Source organism: Flavobacterium sp. (assembly GCF_046155325.1).
Taxonomy (GTDB): domain Bacteria; phylum Bacteroidota; class Bacteroidia; order Flavobacteriales; family Flavobacteriaceae; genus Flavobacterium.
The window spans coordinates 1-19270 of sequence record NZ_JBJXDQ010000137.1 but is presented as its reverse complement, the minus strand read 5'-3'; the positions used below and the strand labels follow the sequence as shown (position 1 = coordinate 19270).

Sequence of the window (19270 nt, the reverse complement as noted above, 5' to 3'; positions counted from 1 at the left end):
AATAAATTAAACAGCAATGATAGAATCTACAGACCTTATTATTAGTATTTTGTACGTGTTAGGTATCTTGGCAGTAGGGTTATGGTACGGAATTCGTCATAAAAAGAAAAGTAAAGATAATGCCGCTGGAGAATACTTTCTTGCTGGTAAATCGTTGAAATGGCCAGCGATTGGCTTGGCATTATTTGCTACCAATATTTCAACAGTTCATCTGGTAAGTCTTGCTCAAAGTGGTTTTGATTCGGGTCTGCTCAATGGTAATTTCGAATGGATGGCTGCTTTCACTTTGATTTTATTGGCGTTGTTTTTCTCTCCATTTTATATTAAATCAGGAGTTGCTACTTTACCTGATTTCTTAGAAAAGCGCTATGATCGTTCCAGTCGTGACTGGTTAGTATTTGTTTCTATATTATCCGCAATAATAATTCATATTGCGTTTTCGATGCTAGCTGGAGGGATTGTTCTAAAAACCTTATTTGGGGTAAATATGTACACTAGCGTAATCGTTATTTCTGTAATCACAGCAATTTACACCATTGTTGGAGGGCTAAAGGCGGTGGTAGTAACCGAGTCTATTCAAACAGTAGTGTTAATTCTAGGTGCTACAATTATAAGTTTTGCAGCTTATTTTAAAATGGGAGGATGGGAACCAATGGTTAACGTATTGCAAACAACTAATCAAATGGACAAGTTATCGATGCTTCGTCCGCACGGCGATGCTAGCGGGATGCCTTGGTATGCAATTCTTTTGGGTTATCCTGTACTTGGAATATGGTATTGGTGTGCAGACCAAACGATTGTTCAGCGGGTTTTGGGAGCAAAGGATGAAAATCACGCCAGAATAGGCCCTTTGTTTTGTGGGTTTATCAAAATATTACCTGTTTTTATTTTTATTCTTCCAGGCTTGTTTGCCTATACATTGGCACAATCAGGGAAGTTAGACATTAGTGCATTACAATCTGTTGATGAGGCTGGAAAGGTGGTTGTAAACAGTAAAGGAATTTACACCTTGATGATCACTCAATTATTGCCTACGGGACTAGTCGGAATTTTAGTAGCTGCATTATTATCAGGTTTAATGAGCCAAATTTCTGGAGCCTTAAATTCCATTTCAACTATGGTGGGCTATGACATTTACAAACGGTACCGTCCTGATACTAATGATGAAAAATTGGTTCAAGTTGGCAAAATTTCAGCTGGAGTTGCCTTGGTATTTTCTCTCGCTTTATTGCCTTTGCTGAATCGGTATGAAAGTATCTTCAATGGATTGAATGATATTATTGCACATATTGCGCCTCCAATTACCTGTGTATTCCTCTTGGGTGTATTTTGGAAAAAAGCATCCGCTGAATCTTCAAAACTCACGCTTTGGATTGGGTCGGCACTTGGAGCGGTTGTTTTTGCTTCAAATAAAATATTTGTCGACACCGCTTTAGCCCACATTCCTTTTATGATGATGGCCTTTTACCTTTTTGTGGCTTGTTTGGTAATGCAAGTTAGTTTTTCTTATATATATCCCGTTAGACATACGGCTGAAAGTGAAAAACTATATTGGAAATCAATAGGCGAACCATTAGAAAGTAAAGGTTGGCCTGGTTTAGGAAATTATAAAACGCTATCTGTGATTTTATTGTTGTTGATGGGAGTTTTATTTTGGGTCTTTAGATAATTAAATAAAAAATTAACGTATTAAAAATATAGTATATGAGAGCAAATTTTGTTTTAGCAGTTTTAGTATTCTTGTCTTTGATCTCTTGTAAAGAAGATAAAAAGTCAAACGAAGATGAGATTAAGTCAGAAAATAAAGAATTGCCGACTGCTCCAAAACGCTTTGGTATGGTAACGGGAATCAAGCCAGATAAAATTGAATATTACAAAAAATTGCATGCTAATGCTTGGCCAGCGGTTCTTAAGAAAATCAAAGAATGTAACATTCAAAACTATTCAATCTACATTCAAAAAATTGAAGGCAAGTATTTTTTGTTCAGATATTTTGAATATGTAGGTGCAAATTTTGATGAAGATATGAAAAAAATGGCTGCCGATAGTACAACGCAACTTTGGTGGAAAGAGACTGATCCTACACAAATTCCATTACCGGAAGCGGCTATCAAAAAGCAAACTTGGACCAATATGGAAGAAGTATTTCACACTAATTAATAATACCATTTAATGATGCAACAACTAGCTAATAAAGTTATTTTCCTAACGGGAGGCTCAATGGGTATTGGTCTAGAATGCGCAAAAAAATATGCCGAAGCAGGAGCAAAATTGGTCATTATGGCAAACGACAAAGCATCGTTAGAAACCGCAATTGCTATTTTAGGAAAAGAACACAGCGCATTTTTTGGAGACATATCGAATGAATTGGATGTTAAAAACGGCATCGAGTTGGCATTAAACAAATACCAGAAAATAGATGTTATTCACAACAACGCTGGCATTGCCAATCCTGCAAAACCATTGCACGAAACTAATGATGCAGAGTGGCAAAATCTATTTGATGTAAATCTTAAAGGAATTTTATACACCACCAGATTCGGCTTGGAATCTTTAAAGCAAACACAAGGCTGTATATTAAACACAAGCAGTTTAGTGGGCGAAATAGGGCAAGAAAATCACGCCGTTTATGCTGCGACAAAAGGTGCAGTCAATGCCCTAACAAAATCAATGGCTTTAGATTATGCTAAATATAAAATTAGAGTCAACGCTATCTCGCCAGCTGGAGTTTGGACACCAATGCTAAGACAGTGGGGCAAAGCACAAGAAAATCCTGAAAAAATTGAAAAATATTTAGACGATATTCACATTTTAGGCCATTGCCCAGAAGGTGATGTCATTGCCGATGCTTGTGTCTTTATGGTTTCTGAAAAAGCACGATTTATTACTGGTCACATCTTGCCTGTTAGTGGTGGAGCCGAATTGGGATACCGCCGAACAGATTGAAACAAGTTATCCTCTATTATAAATATTTTTTTCTACAAAGCCCTATCCAAATGCGTGTATCCACCATCAACATAAATTAATTGACCAGTGGTATGACTTGACTTTTCTGACAACAGAAAAACAACCATATTGGCTATTTCTTCGGCGGTGGTCATTCTTTTTTCGAAAGGTATTTTATCGGTGATTTCTTTTAGTTTTTCTTCTGGATCATCAAAAGTCCGTATCCAATTTTCATACAATGGCGTATAACATTCTGCCACAATTACAGCATTTACCCGAATTCCATAAGGCAATAATTCGACTGCCCATTCGCGAGTCAACGCATTACGACCACCGTTAGAGGCGGCATAAGCTGAGGTGTTTCCTTGTCCTGTATCGGCTGTTTTGGAACCAATATTCACTATGCTTCCTTTAGACTTTTTCAATTCGGGCAAAGCGTGGTGCGCCATCAAATAATAATGCACTAAGTTTTTGTGCAACGAAGCCATAAAATCAGTATAATTTCCTGATTCAAGACCCACTCCGTCATTGGCTCCTGCATTATTTACCAGTCCATCAATTCTTCCGCATTGTGCGATGACACTTTCAATCGCTTTTTTGCAATCATCTGGGTCAGATAGTTCCGCTTGAACACCAAAAGCGGTGTACCCTAAAGCTTCTATTTCCTTGATAGCATTCAGATTATCGACTTCTTTTCGTCCAATAATTACTGGAATTGCACCTTCTGCAGCCAGCACTTTGCAAATTCCCAAACCAATGCCTTTTGCTCCACCTGTTACAACAATTACTTTGTCTTTTAAGTTTAAATTCATCTTTTCTATTTTAATGGAATAACTATTTTTTTTGGTTGTTGATCTCGCATAATATTCAACCTCATTTTTCCGGTCCAACTTTTTCCTTGATAAAGACTAATCAGCCCAAATATATCATTTATCGCTGTTTCGTCTGAACCTATAATAACATCTTTTGGCAATAACCCTGATTTAAGCAGAGTCGATTCATTGATAGAAACCACAACCACACCGCTTTCTGATGCTAAGCCAAATGCGGAACGATCGCCTAAACCACTGACATTTCTAATCATAACGTCAAGCCATTCCGTTTGCCTATCTTTATTATCCTTAGAATCTAAAGGAAGTTGTAGTTTCGGAATCGTAACTTTTAATGCTTTTTCTTTTAATTTTGGGTCTAAAACGCCTATGTTTTTAGTATCGATATTTTTGAAACCAACAGCAAAGGCTGGACTTTTTTCATTTAAAGTATAATCTCCAGTAGCTGCATTCAAAAACATAGGATTTCCTGATGAACTATTGGTATCTGTTCCCTTTTTTTGTGATTTTTCTAAAGAAATTAAATCAGGAAAAAAATTAAAATCAACTTCTTTTCCCCATTTCGAAATTAAAATAGGGTAGTAATTTCGGGTAACAATATTTCGCCTAAAAATATCTTCACTCGCCGCAAACCAAACGTGAGGATGAAAAGAATTGTTAATCATTATATTGTTTTCGACTGTTCTAAAAAATCCCTCACGAAGTTTGATTCCTCCATTCAAACAAATATTGTTGTAGATATGATAATTGGACGAACCGTCGTCTAAGTCGATATCCCAGCCGTGATCGCAACGAAATCTATTGTTGTGAATACTAGTTGTTTTTTGTGCATCGAGTAAAATAATTTCAGGATGAACAGCGGTTATGCTATCCATATATTTCCTTTTGGCATTCCAAAATCGATCTCGTCCCCACGAATTAAACGCGCCGTGATCACCCGTTTCTTGAACCGTATTGAAAACATCGTTAAAAGCGATCTCGTGACCGCCCCAGCATCCGTCCCCAATATTAATTCCTGCTCGAGGCGTATTGTATATGGTATTGTTTATTACAATAATACTTTCAGACATTGAAATTTCAACTCCTGTTGCTTGTTTTTCAATTTGACCAATAGTATGAATAAGATTGTTATAGACTACACAATTTTTGGGATATAAATTATTTTTTGGACCTGGTGTTTTATCAATTTTTTGGTAATCTAAAAATTGCTCATATTTAAAAGCAGGTGAACGAACCGCTGAAATATCGCCTACAAAACAAATGCCGCTTCCGCCAATGTCTTGAATATGATTTTGTTCGATAGTTGCATTTCTGTTAAAACCGGTTACCATAATCGCCGTTCCGCCTAGTTGAGAAAATTCGCAATTCGCAATGCTACAATCTATTGTGCCTTCTAAAGTTATTGCCCCAGCCCTGTGCAGCATCCAATCGCTTCGCAATAATGGTTCGTGTTTTTCCATTAAAACACGCTTGGTGCCCACGAACTTAATTTTGCTAATCGAAATGTTTTTTATCGAATTTATTTCATTTCCCTTCAAGGAAAATATGTTTTTTAGATTAGAAAATTCAACTACTGTATTTTCTAGGTTCTCATTTTCAATTGGATAATAATACACCGTTTGTTCTGCTTTATTGTAAAACCATTCTCCTGGAGCGTCAAGTTCTTCAAAAATATTTTCTACAAAACGATGTTTCGGATGCAATGGCGATGGGCGATTATTTTGCCAGCCGCCTTCTTTTTTCAAATTGCCTTTATCATCTTTTCCGGTTATTAGATAATGAAAACTTCCCCATTCGCCTGAATGTAAAGCGTGTAAAAAACCTCCCGCGGGATTTGACCATTGTTTCACTCTTTCTGGACTAATTGCATCTTCCGCCGTTCCTTTAAAAAAATGTGCGTTACTGTCATAGTTAGGATAACGCGCCATTATGGATGTACCTCCATTAACGAACATTGCGTCAGGATCGAAATCTAAAATAACTTTAGCCGAAAAAATGGTGGAGTCGTACTTCGACCAAGTCAATGTTGCTTTTTTAGCGCCGCTAATGCTTACTTCTTCATTTTCATAGGCCGTAATTTGAATCGCTTTATTTTTAGTTTCGTTAGCATTTAAAACTAGGGTTGATTCCGGATAATAAATTCCTTTCCTCAAGAAGATAGCAACTTTCTTAGTGCCGTATTTTTGGGTATTTTGTATGGCTTTTGCTAGCGTTTGTAGAGGTTTTTCAATACTTCCATCATTTTTATCGTTCCCATTTGTAGCCACAAAAATTTTCTTCTGTGCCAAAACAGAATTTAGAAATACCAGTTGTAAAATAAGTAAAACCGTTTTCTTCATTTTTTAAATGTTGTAAAATTCTATGGCATTTCCGCTCCAAAATTGTTCTTGATTGCTTTCTGGAAATTTAGAAAAATAATTAGTTACGATTTCCAAAGTTTGGGCATAATTAGCTGCTAATAAACAAACTGGCCAATCGCTACCAAAGAGCAAACGATCGATTCCAAAAGCTTCAGTCACTACATTTAAGCAATAGGTAAAATCGGCTTCAGTCCAATTATTCCAATCGGCTTCGGTAACTAAACCCGAAACTTTACAATATACATTGGGACAAGTTGCTATTTCTCGAATTCCTTTTTCCCAATCTAAAAATTCTTTATTCTTAAAATCAGGCTTTGCCAAATGGTCGATTACGAATTTTTGATTTGGAAAACGTTTCACAAACTCAAAGGCAACAGCTAAATGTTTAGGCAAAATTAAAATATCATAGGTAAAATTATACTGTTCTAATTGCGCAATTCCTTTGGAAAAATCTTCTTGTAAAAGGAAATTTTCATCCGATTCGCCTTGAACAATATGCCTAAAACCTTTTAGTTTTTTAAACTGTGAAAAATAGTTTAATCTCGATGTTATATTTTCTCCACGCAAATCAATCCAGCCCACAACGCCTTTGATGAAATCATTATCTTTTGCTAATTCTAATAAAAAATGGGTTTCTTCTTCGCTTTGATCAGCTTGAACCGCAATACAACCGTCAACACCATTTTCTTGAAGTAATGGCAGAAAATCAACGGGCAGAAAATCACGCTGAATGATTTTCATATCATCCGAAATCCAAGCGTCTTTGACGGGATGGTATTTCCAAAAATGTTGATGACTGTCTATTTTTTTCATTTAACGCAAAGCTTTATTTTTTTGCCACAGATTCACAGATTAGAAAATATTTTTTAAAATCTGTGAATCTGTGGCTAATTTAATTAGTAAAAGTCAAGGAGCGTCAATTATCACAATTCAAATATTTTCTCCATCAACATCCATTTCTCACCTGGTTTTGCCCAAGGCAATGCTTGTTGAAATTTCCACATCAGATCCTCCCATTCCTGAACTTTGGGATTATTGGCATCCATTGCCGATTTTTTCTCGAAAGAAAAATCTTCATCAGCTTCGACAATCATAAACATTCGATTTCCTACGCAGTAAATTTCTAGTACTTCAATACCTGATACTTTTATACTTTCGATAATTTCTGGCCATACTTTTTGGTGATGCGCTTTGTATTTTTGCATCAATTGGGCATCGTCCATGAGATCTAAAGCCAAGCAAAATTTTTGAGTTGCCATATTATTTATAAGCTACCGCTAGTTGTTTGCTACTTCCCAATCCGTCTATTCCTAATTCAATCACATCACCCGCTTTTACATAAATTGGGTTGGGTTTAATCCCAAGACCAACTCCGGGAGGCGTTCCTGTACTAATTACATCGCCCGGAAGCAAAGTCATAAACTGACTTAAATAATGTACCAAAAACGGAATTTTGAAAATCAAATTGGAAGTATTGCTACTTTGAAATGTTTTTCCGTTAACCGTCAACCACATCGACAAATTATCGACATCTGCTATTTCATCCGTAGTAGCCATAAAGGGTCCAAGTGGTGCGAAGGTATCGCAACCTTTCCCTTTTGCCCATTGTCCGCCACGTTCTAATTGATAGGCTCTTTCGCTATAGTCGTTGTGCAAACAATAACCTGCAACATAATCCATCGCATCGGCTTCTTCCACATAACTGGCTTTTTTACCCATGACAAATGCCAATTCGATTTCCCAATCTGTTTTTTCGCTGTTTTTTGGAATGATTAAATCATCATTGGGTCCACACAAAGCGGTAGTTGATTTAAAGAAAATTATAGGTTCATCTGGAATCGGCGCGTTGGTTTCGCGACAGTGATCCACATAATTCAGACCAATGCAGATGATTTTAGAAGGCCGAGACACTGGCGAACCCAAACGAACAGAAGCTTCCACTTCCGGCAACTCGGGATTGCTTTCTAAGGCTATTTTTAGTTTTTCTAATCCATTTTCTTCAAAAAATGCTTCATTGTAATCTGCAACAATGGAAGAAACATCAAATCTTTTTTCTCCAATTAAAATACCTGGTTTCTCTTGACCAGCTGCTCCAAAACGTATTAATTTCATTTTTTCTAGTTTTTTATAAATGTAATTCAATAATTTTATTATCAGTACCTAAATTGTAATTTGCCCTAAGGTTTAAATACTCGAAGTAAAATATATTTTCTATTTCAATATCCATTCAATAATTGAAATCCCAACTTTCGACTTTAATACCGCTAAGGATACTATTATATAACAGTTAGTTAATGAGGCTCTTTTTACTAATTATTTAATTTAATAAAACCGCCATCAATAGGATAATCGCAGCCGGTTATAAATCCGGATTCATCGCTGCATAAAAACAAAGCCAGTGCAGCTACTTCGTCTGGTTTTCCCATTCGACCAATTGGTTGTGATTTGGATAATTTATCGAACATTTCGGTTTCCTGACCGGGATAATTTTTGGCAATAAAACCATCAACAAAAGGCGTATGCACTCGCGCAGGAGAGATGGAATTGCAACGAATATTTTCGCTCATATAATCTCTGGCTACTGATAAAGTCATTGCCATTACAGCACCTTTGGCAGTAGAATAGGCAAATCGATCGGGTATCCCCACCCAAGCCGCAATGGATGCCATATTAAGAATTACTCCGCCTTTTGATTTTCGGAATTGCGGAATGGCCGCATGCAAACAGTTGTAAACGCCTTTTACGTTTACATTCATAATGCGGTCAAAATCGGTTTCGGGAGTGGTATCCACTTTGCCAACGTGGGCAATTCCAGCGTTGTTTACCAAAATATCGAAAGCTCCAATTTTTTCAAAAGTGGCCAGTACAGCTTCGTGACTGGCGACATTGCAAGCGTGTGATACTACTTTTCCTCCATCAGCTTTAATTTCAGTAACTGCTTCTTGTGCACTTTCTTCGGACAGTTCAATGATATGAACTTCGGCTCCTTGTTTGGCAAATAAGGCTGCAATAGCTTTTCCTATTCCGCTGCCACCACCTGTAATTACCGCTTTTTTGTTTTGTAATGAGAACATATTTTCGATGTTAAATTTGATTTTTTTATTTGAAGCTTCGCTTCGTTTTTTTTGCCACAGATTACACGGATTAACACAGATTTTCATTTATAATCTTCCGTAAATTCGCAAATTGTATTTCTAATTATGAATCTATTTAATTTGTGAATTTCAATCAACTTTTTTATAACGAAACTCCTCGTTTCCAAGGAATAAAATCATCTTGATTTAATAGAACTGCTTTTGGAATAATTTCGCCACTTGCCGCTTTGATGCAATAGTCTAGAATGGCTTCCCCCATTTCTTCAATTGTTTTTTCACCACTAATTACGGGTCCACAATCAATATCGATAATATCCTTCATTTTTTTGGCTAAAATAGAATTAGTTGCTACTTTAATTACGGGACAGACTGGGTTACCTGTTGGCGTTCCCAAACCTGTTGTAAATAAAATTAAAGTAGCTCCTGCTGCCGCTTTTCCTGTGGTTGCTTCTACATCATTTCCGGGAGTGCAAACCAAACTTAATCCTGATTTTGTGACTGGTTCGGTATAATCCAAAACATCTACAACAGGCGCAGTTCCGCCTTTTTTGGCTGCACCAGCACTTTTTATAGCATCGGTGATTAAGCCGTCTTTGATATTCCCAGGCGATGGATTCATATGAAAACCAGAACCTACTCGATGGGCCAAATCATCATAAGAGCGCATTAAATTGATAAATTTATTGGCAGATGCTTCTGTTTCACAACGGTCAATCAAGTTTTGTTCTACGCCACACAATTCAGGGAATTCAGCAAGTAATACTTTTCCACCCAAGGCAACCAATAAATCGGCAGTATACCCTACCGCAGGATTAGCAGAAACACCACTAAAACCATCACTTCCTCCACATTTTACGCCGATACATAATTCACTTAATGGAGCTGGTGTTCTTTTTATTTTATTAATTTCAATTAATCCTTCGAATGTTTTTTTGATGGCATCGGTTACTAATTGTTCCTCACTTTGGGCATTTTGTTGTTCAAAAACGAATAAAGGCTTGTCAAAAAACGGATTTTGCTTTTTGACATCATCTATAAAATTTTGCACCTGCAAATGCTGGCAACCCAAACTCAAAAGGGTAATTCCCGCTACATTGGGATGGTTTGCATACGAAGCCAGTAAAGAACTAAGCGTTTCCGAATCTTGACGTGTGCCACCACAACCACCTTGATGATTTAGAAATTTTATGCCGTCTACGTTTTTAAATATGCGATTGGCTTTGGTCGTTGGCATTAAATCAATTTTAACCTTTTCTAAGTCTAATCCGTTTTTGTAGGCTTGTAATAATTGATGCGTATACTGCGTGTATTTGTCACTCACCGAATAGCCCAACTCATTTTGCAAAGCCTCCTTTATCACATCAAGATTACGGTTCTCGCAAAACACCGTGGGAACAAAAAGCCAGTAGTTGGCAGTTCCTACCCGGCCGTCCTTTCTTTTATATCCATTAAAAGTACTGTTTTTATATTTAGATACATCAGGAATCTTCCAGGAGTAATCTACCTGACGATAGCCATAAGGTTCTGCCGCATGTTTCAGGTTATCGGTAGTCATTAAACTGCCTTTGGCAACATCACACTGCACTTTTCCAACCAATACACCGTACATTATTACTTCATCACCGACACTTAAATCGGTTGTGTAAAATTTATGTTTTGCCTTAATGGCATCTTGAAGAATATAGGTATGTTCTCCAAAAACTACCTTTTCTCCTTTTGGTAAATCGATTAAAGCCACCAGTGCATTATCCTCTGGGCTCATTTTAACCACTATTCTTTTTGCTTTGTTTTCTAACATTGTATTTTAAATAAAATTATACTTTATTTGTTTTATGCCCATTAAAAGCAAACAAAAGTATTACTGCAAAACAGCTCAAGGGTACTATATATCCGTTTTGAATATTAGCTGTCGCATCCGAAATCATGCCCATTACTGGAGGCAAAAGTGCACCACCCACGATAGACATAACAATCAAGGAAGATCCAATTTTAGTATTATGCCCAAGCCCGTCAATTCCCATGGAGAAAATAGTTGGAAACATAATACTCATAAAAAATGCAATGGCAATTAAAGTATAAACTACAACCATTCCCGTTCCCATTATTGCCATAATTGATAAAAGAATATTGATGGTCGCATACACTATTAATAATTTTCTCGGTTGAATATATTGCATAAGGAAGGTACCTGCGAAACGACCTAACATAAATGTCAATCCATAAAATCCTAAATATTTTGCTGCAGTTCCTTCTTCCAAACCAGCCGTTGTGGTAGCCATTTTAATAAAAAAACTTCCTACGCAAACCTGAGCACCAACATAAAAAAATTGAGCCAAAATTCCCCATCTTAATCGCATTGAGTTTAACGCTCCCTTAAAACTTGCCCCCTCAGCTCCCTCAACATCTTCATCTTTAACATCCGGCATATTGGTAAAGTAAAAAACCACGGCCACGGCCAAAATAATCAATCCCAAAATAAGGTAGGGCATTTTAACGCTCGCCGCTTCATTTAAAAGATAGGCATGCAATTCGGTTGGCGACATGGCGTCAGTCTCCGCCTTGGTCAAGTTTTTTCCGGACAATATCATCGGACCAATATAGGCTGGAGCTATAAACGCAGCCAGTCCGTTAAAGGATTGCGAAAAATTCAATCTTTTTGTTGCGGTTTCAGCAGGACCTAATATAGTTACATAAGGGTTGGCAGCTGTTTCCAGAAAAGTCAATCCACATGCGATAATGAATAAAGCACCCAAAAAATAGATGTATTGCAAAGAGTTTGCCGCAGGTACAAATAATATGGAACCGATGCCAAACAGGATTAATCCAATCATAATTCCCGATTTATAGCCATACTTACGCATAATATAACCCGCAGGCAAAGCCATAACAAAATAGGCAATAAAAACAGAAGAGTCTATCAAGGACGATTGCAAATCAGAAAGATTGAAAGCTTTTCTTAAATGAGGAATTAAAATAGGGTCTAAATTGTGGACAAATCCCCAGAAAAAAAATAAACTGGTAACTAATATAAATGGAAACATCCAATTTTTTTTCTCGTTGAAAACGTTTGGATTTTGACCATTAGACGGGGATGATAGTGCCATAATTTTTTTATTAAATTAATACATTTTTTGAACTCGAAAGGTATAATTAGTAAAGTATCGTTATTAATTCAATATTATCTTTGTTTAATTATTAATTACCTTAGCCAAAAAAAATGAAAATCGAAAAAACGAAAATAACCTCCTATCAGAACAGCTCTGTTTCTGTTATTTCTCGTGAAGATTCTTTTTTTCAGGCTCCATTCCATTCACATCCTGAACTCGAACTGGTCTATATTAAAGAGAGTTACGGCAAAAGAATTGTGGGCAATTCGGTAGAACAATTTGTACCTGGCGACATGGTATTCTTGGGTTCTGACATTCCGCATGTTTGGCTAAATGATGAAATTTATTATCAAGGCATCAGCTCCTTAAAGGCCAAAGCAATCGTAGTTTATTTTAGCAAAGAAATCTTTGGGCCCCTCTTTTATGAATTAAAAGAAACACAAAAGATTATTAATTTGTTTAGCCAAGCCGAAAAAGGATTGTCTGTTACAGGAAAAACAAATGAAAAAATTGCAAAAAAATTAGAGAAGCTTACAACCAAACAAAATTTCGAAATTATTGTAGGTCTTTTTGAGATACTCTCTATTCTTTCTGAAAGTGATGAAATTAATTTTATTAACAGCGAAGCCTACTCTCCTGTAAATAGCCAAGTGAAAAACGATCGCCTTTTGGACGTTTTCGAGTATGTAAAAGAAAATTATAAGGAAGAAATTTCACTTATTGAAATTGCTGAAATTGCTCATCTAACTCCAACCTCTTTTTGCAGAATGTTTAAAGTAAAAACAAAAAAAAGTTTTGTGGAGTATTTGAATGCCATTCGGGTTTCCAATGCCTGTAAATTGCTTATTGAAACAGAAAAGGGAATTTCTGAAATAGGATATGAATGCGGTTATAAAACTGCCTCTAATTTTAATCAGCTATTCAAAAAACTTACAGGAACAACTCCTAAAGAATACCGCAAAAATGCTGATAATTAAAGTTGTGTTTTATGGTATTTTTTTGATACTGTATCAAATAATAAGAGCAAAAAAATAAAGCTTTGTTTACAACGATTTTATCACATAAGTCACGATTCCCCAAATGATGAGTTCATTTTCCTCGGTGACTTTTATGGGTTGGTAATTGGGGTTTTCAGGCATAAGATACAAGCATTTTTTTTCGACCTGAATGCGTTTTACGGTGAATTCTCCATCGATGAAGCAAATGGCAATTTTGTTGTTTTGTGGTTCTAAGCTTCGATCCACCACAAGGACATCTTTGTCGTTGATACCGGCGTCAATCATCGAATTTCCTTTGACTTTTATGTAAAAAGTAGCCAAAGGATTTTTGCACAAAGCGGTATTCAAATCAATACTGTTTTCCATAAAATCAATGGCAGGCGACGGAAATCCAGCCGAAACGCCTTCCTGAATTATCGGAATTCTGATTTCACTGTCCAAAACAGGACGGAAGAAGGTTAGTTTTTGAGCTTTGTTTACTGGCATCGTATTTCGAGAATATCGTTAAAATTTGTGGTGTATTTGGGCGACAAATGATTCTGTTTCATATTCCAAGTCAAATCTAAATTCTGACTGGCTAATTTTATTTTTTTGTATCCAATTTTGTTATTCAGATGATCCATGACTTTCATCAATGCCAAATGTTTTGGGTTTTCTTCATCGAATAATTGCAATTGTTTTCTGTTTTCGTCAATCAATTCGGTGACAATTACACCCGCTTTTTTGAATTTCAAGCCTTCATTTCCCTGATGCAATTTTTTGAGCATCGCAATAGCGGTATTCGAAATGGTTAAAGTGGAATTTGTAGCAAAAGGCAGTGTTACCGCCATATTAAAATAATATTTTGAGGTTTGCACACTATGCCTGTCGATGACCAACATCACAATAATAGTATGACAACACGAATGTTGCTTTCGCAGTTTCTCTGCACAAACCGAGGCAAATGTCGCCACACGTTCGCGCAACAAATCAAATTCTGCAATTTGTTTGGGAAAACTTCTGGTGGTGGCAATGCTTTTCTTTTGGTCTGGAATGGGTTCCAAGTCTAAAACCGACTTTCCTTCCAATTCATATTTCAATCGAAGCCCAATGACGCCCATTTCTTTTTTAATCCAAGCTTCGTGTTGCGGTTGAATAAAGTCGAAAGCGGTATTGATTTTTCGGAGTTTTGCTTTTTTAGTCGTTCGGTATCCAATGCCCCAAACGTCTTCTATTTTTGTCCATTTTAGGGCTTTGATGCGTTTTTCTTCGGTGTCTATTATATAAACACCTTGGGTTCTGTCTTGGAATTTCTTGGCAATTTTATTAGCTACTTTTGTTAAAGTTTTGGTTTCGGCAAAGCCAACACAAACTGGAATCCCAACCCATTTTTGAATTCTTCTTTTCATTTGAAGACCATAATCGTGATAGCCTAAAATACGCATGCCGTCAAAATTAAGGAATGCTTCATCGATGCTATAGATTTCTAAATTTGGGGTAAACTGACCCAAAATTTTCATCACTCGATTACTTAAATCACCATAAAGTGCATAATTTGAAGAGAAAACATGTACATCTTTTTCTCGAATTAAATCTTTTATTTGAAATAACGGAACACCCATCGCAACACCAAGCGCTTTGGCTTCGTTACTTCTTGAAATTACACAGCCGTCGTTGTTGGATAAAATTACAACAGGTTTTCCGTTGAGTTTCGGTTGAAAAACACGTTCGCAAGAAGCATAAAAATTGTTACAATCGACTAAAGCATACATCTTGTAAAATTACAGAATAGTCGATGATTGTAATCGGGATAAAAAGTTAATTTTATAAATTGTTGATAAATAAAAAGAGAGTTTTTTTTAGAAAAAAAGCCTTAATGCTTTAGAATGTTTTCAATAGCTAATAATTCTTCTTGGGAGAAATTCAAATGATTCAAGCTGTCAATATTATTGAGCAATTGATTAACCGAGCTAGCACCAATGAGCACCGATGTTACTCGCTTGTCTTTTAGCAACCAAGCAACGGCCATTTGTGCTAAAGACTGGTTTCGTTCAATTGCAATACTATTTAATTGTATTATTTTTTGAATTTTTTCTGGAGTAATATTTTTTGGATTTAAAAAGCTATTGGGTTTTGAAGCCCTAGAGTTTTCAGGAATTCCTTTCAAGTATTTATCGGTTAAAAGTCCTTGTTCTAAGGGTGAAAAAGCAATCAAACCGACTCCTTTTTCTTCGAGAACATCTAGTAATCCAGCCTCTACCCAACGATCAAACATAGAATATCTCGCTTGATGAATTATGCAAGGAGTTCCTAGTTGTTTCAAAATTGTGGTTGCCTCTTGAGTTTGTTCCGCATTATAATTGGATATTCCTGCGTATAAAGCTTTACCACTTCTTACAGCATAATCTAATGCCCCCATCGTTTCTTCGAGAGGTGTTTCTGGATCGAATCGATGCGAATAAAAGACATCAACATAATCGATATTCATTCGTTTTAAACTTTGGTCTAAACTCGACAACAAATATTTTCTAGAACCCCAATCACCATAGGGTCCAGGCCACATACCATAACCCGCTTTGGTCGAAATTACAATTTCATCTCGAAGGTTTCCATGAAAATTATTTTTTAAAATTTTACCAAAATTGGTTTCAGCCGAACCTGGAATAGGGCCATAATTATTAGCCAAATCAAAATGAGTAATGCCTTTATCAAAAGCTTCTCTGGCGATTTTTTCCGCATTTTCAAAATTATCTACTGAACCGAAGTTATGCCATAATCCTAAGGAAATTTGCGGCAATAGTAACCCGCTTTTTCCACACCTGTTGTAATTCATTTTACTTATATTTAAATTTGGAGTCATGCTTTCACAAGCTCAAGTTATTTTGATTTTTTTCTTAGTATAAAACTAGTTTTTTTTTTTGAAATGCTAACTTAAATATTTCAAAATTCACCCAAAATCTTATCCATCACCCAGCTGGTATGTATGGAAGAAAAATCAGCTGAAGGATGTTCACGATTACCCAAAAGATGTTCTCGAATTCTTTCCACATGATGTATTTGTACGTTTTCTGGATGTTCTATAAAAAGTTCGATTTCATCTTCTTCATTAATAAGCTTAATAGGCTCATTTTCGAAAACGGAAAAATTTATTTTGCCTTTGCTACCAGAAATTTCAACACTATCTTCTCGTTTGTTGCTTCCAAAATTCCAGTTGCCATTTCCTGTAATTCCAGATTCATGAAGCCATGAGGCAGTAATTGCATCTTTGGCAGAATATAATCCTTGTTGGTTTAAACTATAACCCGAAACGTCCTTGATGTCCCCCAAAAGGAAAGTGAATAAATCCAAACCATGACTGGCCAAATCATCAAAATATCCTCCTGGAGCTACATTTGCATCAGTACGCCAGTTGTATTCTTTTGATAAGTCCTGGGGAGATGCAGTCTTGGTTAAATTCCATCGAATTGATCTCACAATTCCAATTTTATTGTCGTTTAGCCAAGTTTTTATTTGTTCAAATCGAGGTAGTGTACGTCGGTAATATGCAACGAACAATGGAATTTTTTTTGCTTTAAAGGTTTCGTATATTTCGAGACTGGCTGCGTAACTAGGTGCTAATGGTTTTTCGATGCAACAAATTTTCCCAGCTAAAGCTACTTTCAGACCGTAATAATGATGTGTATCTGGAGGTGTGGCAATATAAATAGCGTCAATTTCTGAATCATTGATTAACTCATCCGCATCCGAATAAAATTTATCAATGTTGTGCCTTTTGGCATAATCGGCAGCTTTGATTGCATCTCTTCGCATCACGGCTTCGATTTTAAAACCTCTCGTTTTTTGATAGGCGGGACCGCTTTTTAGTTCGGTAACATCACCACAACCCAAGATTCCCCAACGGATTACTTTTGTGCTGTTTGTTTGCATTGTTTATTTTGTTTTCTGTGAAATCTAATTGTTATTATTAATTAAATTGACTACTAGTTTTGCCATTATATCTTTTTCTTCCGACTTACTTTCGGCAATCATGATCGTGATGGCAACCAAAGCATTGTCTCCAATTCTTTTAGCGCCGAAATCATTCAGTAGTTTGTTGTTCAGGCTTAAAAAATAAATAAACAATCCTGCTGCAATGCGTTTGTTTCCATCCGAAAAGGAATGATTTTTCACCACAAAGTACAATAAATGGGCTGCTTTTTCTTCTAGAGTTGGATATAAGTCAGTTTTATCAAAAGTTTGGTAAATCGTTTCCAAAGAACTTTTGAACGATTGGTCTTTTTCGTTGCCAAATAGATTTCCAGCTTTTTGAAAATCTCTCCAAATTCTGATTTGCTCTATGGCGTTTTCATAGCTTAGTTTTTGGATTTCCGTTTCTTCAAAAGCAGTTTCAATGGTCAACTTTTGATGGTCATATTTGTCCAAAGTTTCCAGAGCATAGGCATATTGCGCAATAACTCCTAGAATTCCTTGGGCTTCTACAGAAGTTAAAGCTTCTGCATTTCCTGCTTTTGCAGCCAACTTTACGGCATTTTTTAAATCTTGAAATTTGTCTGTTGCTTCTTGTAATCGTTTTTCATTGATGGCATATCCTTGCACCAAATAGTCTTTTAAACGTTGCGTTGCCCATTGACGGAATTGTGTTCCTTGTTTTGATTTCACGCGATAACCCACGGAAATGATAACATCCAGGTTGTAAAAAATTACGGGTTTATCTGAATTTGCAATATGCATTTTTTGCATATTGCTTTTTTCATCTAATTCTCCTTCTTTAAATAAATTTCTAATATGTCTAGAAATAACTGACTGGTCTCTTTGAAACAAAAGCACTAATTGTTCTTGAGTAAGCCAAACAGTATCATTATCAAGGCTCACTTGAAGTTCAATAGCATTGTCGATAGACTTGTATATTTCGATTTGATGTTCCATTAAGCTAGTAATTTATATTCCAGTCTCTTTCCTTCTATTTGAACTACCGAGAAAAGTTTGGCAGTTGGATTTTTATCTAATTCTCTCTCAATTTGAACTGTCGTAAATTTTGCGACAGTTTGATTCAAATCTTATTCTTCTATTTTGGGTTGTCGCAAAATTTGCGACAACTGAATATTATTTGTTCTCGAAAAATCAGTTGATGATTATCGATGTAAATAGTCTAGTTCCGAAAGTATTCATTTTGTAAAAATACTGAAATAACAGATAATTGTGGTGTGGATTAAAAGGTAATTTTGGAACCTCTTGATTAAAAGTTTGGACACAGATGGCATGGATAGTTCGCTGATTAAAACGAATTTTTTGTATGTGAATTCGATTAATCTTAATGATTTATGTTTTTTGCTTGTGTCAGTGGGCACGGAATTAAATTCCGCGCTAGCGTTCACAAGACAATTTATCTAAATCCGAGCCATCGGATTTTAAAACATCTCGTTTTTTGATAGGCGGGACCGCTTTTTAGTTCGGTAACATCACCACAACCCAAGATTCCCCAACGAATTACTTTTGTGTTTTCAATATGGTTTGCCATTTATTGTTTTATTTTGTTTCAAAAAACCTCTCAATAACAACCTCTGTAAACATTCGCGCTCCCGCATCATTCAAATGTCCGCAGGAAGAAAAATACTGATCACCTTCAACAACATTTTCGAGATTGTGAATTTCGTGATATATTTTGTTTGCCTTTTCAAAATAATCCAGTCCTTTTACATTGGTGCACATTGGCGTCATTACAGAGATTAGATTGTAATTGTTCTGTTTGCAAATTTTTTTGATTTCCTCGTAGTATTTGTTGCGAATGGGTTTCAAAGCGGTTAAATCATTTTTCATATTTCCGGGTTTTTTAATTAACGGATGATAACCAAAATGATCCAAAATATTAGTTGGTTTGCTTGTTAGGGTATTGTACATTTCCCGAAAACCAATGAGTGCGTCAAAATTGATATAACGATAAAAAGGGATATAATA

General features: G+C 36.1%; 18 protein-coding genes and 1 pseudogene. 4 read left to right on the top strand and 15 right to left on the bottom strand.

Annotated elements, in window-relative coordinates:
- Positions 1-16 precede the first annotated feature (16 nt).
- Genes ACKVOD_RS09680 through ACKVOD_RS09670 form a run of 3 tightly spaced genes read left to right on the top strand, consistent with a single transcriptional unit; the run spans position 17 to position 2946 of the window.
- Positions 17-1669 (top strand): sodium:solute symporter, encoded by a 1653-nt coding sequence (locus ACKVOD_RS09680; protein WP_409209268.1) that lies wholly within the window; start codon positions 17-19, stop codon positions 1667-1669.
- 35 nt (positions 1670-1704) lie between these two features.
- Complete coding sequence (locus ACKVOD_RS09675) at positions 1705-2160, top strand: L-rhamnose mutarotase (protein ID WP_409209267.1); 456 nt, start codon at positions 1705-1707, stop codon at positions 2158-2160.
- Between the two features lie 12 nt (positions 2161-2172).
- Positions 2173-2946, top strand: a complete 774-nt coding sequence (locus tag ACKVOD_RS09670) for an SDR family NAD(P)-dependent oxidoreductase (protein ID WP_409209266.1) — start codon at positions 2173-2175, stop codon at positions 2944-2946.
- 32 nt (positions 2947-2978) lie between these two features.
- Here ACKVOD_RS09670 and ACKVOD_RS09665 read toward each other — a convergent pair whose 3' ends face one another.
- The 8 genes from ACKVOD_RS09665 to fucP form a co-directional block, all read right to left on the bottom strand.
- Positions 2979-3758: an SDR family oxidoreductase gene (locus ACKVOD_RS09665; protein ID WP_409209265.1), complete on the bottom strand. Its 780-nt coding sequence runs from the start codon at positions 3756-3758 to the stop codon at positions 2979-2981.
- A gap of 5 nt (positions 3759-3763) precedes the next feature.
- On the bottom strand, positions 3764-6115 hold the full coding sequence (locus tag ACKVOD_RS09660; protein ID WP_409209264.1) for a peptide-binding protein: 2352 nt from the start codon (positions 6113-6115) through the stop codon (positions 3764-3766).
- Positions 6116-6118: 3 nt separating this feature from the next.
- Positions 6119-6949, bottom strand: coding sequence for an amidohydrolase family protein (locus ACKVOD_RS09655; RefSeq protein WP_409209263.1), 831 nt, complete (start codon positions 6947-6949; stop codon positions 6119-6121).
- Positions 6950-7059: 110 nt separating this feature from the next.
- Entirely contained in the window at positions 7060-7395 is a 336-nt protein-coding gene (locus ACKVOD_RS09650; protein WP_409209262.1) for an L-rhamnose mutarotase, read from the bottom strand.
- Position 7396: 1 nt separating this feature from the next.
- Positions 7397-8248 (bottom strand): fumarylacetoacetate hydrolase family protein, encoded by an 852-nt coding sequence (locus ACKVOD_RS09645; protein WP_409209261.1) that lies wholly within the window; start codon positions 8246-8248, stop codon positions 7397-7399.
- Between the two features lie 197 nt (positions 8249-8445).
- Complete coding sequence (locus ACKVOD_RS09640; RefSeq protein WP_409209260.1) at positions 8446-9210, bottom strand: SDR family NAD(P)-dependent oxidoreductase; 765 nt, start codon at positions 9208-9210, stop codon at positions 8446-8448.
- A 163-nt stretch (positions 9211-9373) separates the two neighbouring features.
- Positions 9374-11029, bottom strand: a complete 1656-nt coding sequence (locus tag ACKVOD_RS09635) for a UxaA family hydrolase (RefSeq protein WP_409209259.1) — start codon at positions 11027-11029, stop codon at positions 9374-9376.
- 16 nt (positions 11030-11045) lie between these two features.
- Positions 11046-12335, bottom strand: a complete 1290-nt coding sequence (fucP, locus tag ACKVOD_RS09630; RefSeq protein ID WP_409209258.1) for an L-fucose:H+ symporter permease — start codon at positions 12333-12335, stop codon at positions 11046-11048.
- Between the two features lie 113 nt (positions 12336-12448).
- Here fucP and ACKVOD_RS09625 point away from each other — a divergent pair, with 113 nt between their 5' ends.
- Positions 12449-13315, top strand: coding sequence for an AraC family transcriptional regulator (locus ACKVOD_RS09625; RefSeq protein ID WP_409209257.1), 867 nt, complete (start codon positions 12449-12451; stop codon positions 13313-13315).
- A gap of 66 nt (positions 13316-13381) precedes the next feature.
- Here ACKVOD_RS09625 and ACKVOD_RS09620 read toward each other — a convergent pair whose 3' ends face one another.
- The 7 genes and pseudogenes from ACKVOD_RS09620 to ACKVOD_RS09590 all read right to left on the bottom strand — a co-directional run.
- The gene (locus ACKVOD_RS09620) at positions 13382-13822 is read right to left on the bottom strand and encodes a LexA family protein (protein ID WP_409209256.1); all 441 of its coding nucleotides are present in this window, start codon (positions 13820-13822) and stop codon (positions 13382-13384) included.
- On the bottom strand, positions 13813-15087 hold the full coding sequence (locus ACKVOD_RS09615) for a Y-family DNA polymerase (protein ID WP_409209255.1): 1275 nt from the start codon (positions 15085-15087) through the stop codon (positions 13813-13815). The genes ACKVOD_RS09620 and ACKVOD_RS09615 overlap by 10 nt, the downstream gene beginning before the upstream one ends.
- Before the next feature lie 101 nt (positions 15088-15188).
- Positions 15189-16148 (bottom strand): aldo/keto reductase, encoded by a 960-nt coding sequence (locus tag ACKVOD_RS09610; RefSeq protein ID WP_409209254.1) that lies wholly within the window; start codon positions 16146-16148, stop codon positions 15189-15191.
- A 107-nt stretch (positions 16149-16255) separates the two neighbouring features.
- Positions 16256-17242, bottom strand: coding sequence for a Gfo/Idh/MocA family protein (locus ACKVOD_RS09605; RefSeq protein ID WP_409209253.1), 987 nt, complete (start codon positions 17240-17242; stop codon positions 16256-16258).
- A gap of 24 nt (positions 17243-17266) precedes the next feature.
- Positions 17267-18241: a RhuM family protein gene (gene rhuM / locus ACKVOD_RS09600; protein ID WP_409209252.1), complete on the bottom strand. Its 975-nt coding sequence runs from the start codon at positions 18239-18241 to the stop codon at positions 17267-17269.
- 457 nt (positions 18242-18698) lie between these two features.
- Complete coding sequence (locus ACKVOD_RS09595) at positions 18699-18833, bottom strand: hypothetical protein (protein WP_409209251.1); 135 nt, start codon at positions 18831-18833, stop codon at positions 18699-18701.
- An 8-nt stretch (positions 18834-18841) separates the two neighbouring features.
- Positions 18842-19270, bottom strand: a pseudogene (locus ACKVOD_RS09590) (hypothetical protein); the annotation flags it as partial.

Excerpts from the sequence above, each read along its gene's own strand:
- ACKVOD_RS09680 (WP_409209268.1), top strand. The coding sequence starts at position 17 with ATGATAGAATCTACAGACCTTATTATTAGTATTTTGTACGTGTTAGGT.
- ACKVOD_RS09675 (WP_409209267.1), top strand. The coding sequence starts at position 1,705 with ATGAGAGCAAATTTTGTTTTAGCAGTTTTAGTATTCTTGTCTTTGATC.
- ACKVOD_RS09670 (WP_409209266.1), top strand. The coding sequence starts at position 2,173 with ATGATGCAACAACTAGCTAATAAAGTTATTTTCCTAACGGGAGGCTCA.
- ACKVOD_RS09665 (WP_409209265.1), bottom strand. The coding sequence starts at position 3,758 with ATGAATTTAAACTTAAAAGACAAAGTAATTGTTGTAACAGGTGGAGCA.
- ACKVOD_RS09660 (WP_409209264.1), bottom strand. The coding sequence starts at position 6,115 with ATGAAGAAAACGGTTTTACTTATTTTACAACTGGTATTTCTAAATTCT.
- ACKVOD_RS09655 (WP_409209263.1), bottom strand. The coding sequence starts at position 6,949 with ATGAAAAAAATAGACAGTCATCAACATTTTTGGAAATACCATCCCGTC.
- ACKVOD_RS09650 (WP_409209262.1), bottom strand. The coding sequence starts at position 7,395 with ATGGCAACTCAAAAATTTTGCTTGGCTTTAGATCTCATGGACGATGCC.
- ACKVOD_RS09645 (WP_409209261.1), bottom strand. The coding sequence starts at position 8,248 with ATGAAATTAATACGTTTTGGAGCAGCTGGTCAAGAGAAACCAGGTATT.
- ACKVOD_RS09640 (WP_409209260.1), bottom strand. The coding sequence starts at position 9,210 with ATGTTCTCATTACAAAACAAAAAAGCGGTAATTACAGGTGGTGGCAGC.
- ACKVOD_RS09635 (WP_409209259.1), bottom strand. The coding sequence starts at position 11,029 with ATGTTAGAAAACAAAGCAAAAAGAATAGTGGTTAAAATGAGCCCAGAG.
- fucP (WP_409209258.1), bottom strand. The coding sequence starts at position 12,335 with ATGGCACTATCATCCCCGTCTAATGGTCAAAATCCAAACGTTTTCAAC.
- ACKVOD_RS09625 (WP_409209257.1), top strand. The coding sequence starts at position 12,449 with ATGAAAATCGAAAAAACGAAAATAACCTCCTATCAGAACAGCTCTGTT.
- ACKVOD_RS09620 (WP_409209256.1), bottom strand. The coding sequence starts at position 13,822 with ATGCCAGTAAACAAAGCTCAAAAACTAACCTTCTTCCGTCCTGTTTTG.
- ACKVOD_RS09615 (WP_409209255.1), bottom strand. The coding sequence starts at position 15,087 with ATGTATGCTTTAGTCGATTGTAACAATTTTTATGCTTCTTGCGAACGT.
- ACKVOD_RS09610 (WP_409209254.1), bottom strand. The coding sequence starts at position 16,148 with ATGAATTACAACAGGTGTGGAAAAAGCGGGTTACTATTGCCGCAAATT.
- ACKVOD_RS09605 (WP_409209253.1), bottom strand. The coding sequence starts at position 17,242 with ATGCAAACAAACAGCACAAAAGTAATCCGTTGGGGAATCTTGGGTTGT.
- rhuM (WP_409209252.1), bottom strand. The coding sequence starts at position 18,241 with ATGGAACATCAAATCGAAATATACAAGTCTATCGACAATGCTATTGAA.
- ACKVOD_RS09595 (WP_409209251.1), bottom strand. The coding sequence starts at position 18,833 with ATGGCAAACCATATTGAAAACACAAAAGTAATTCGTTGGGGAATCTTG.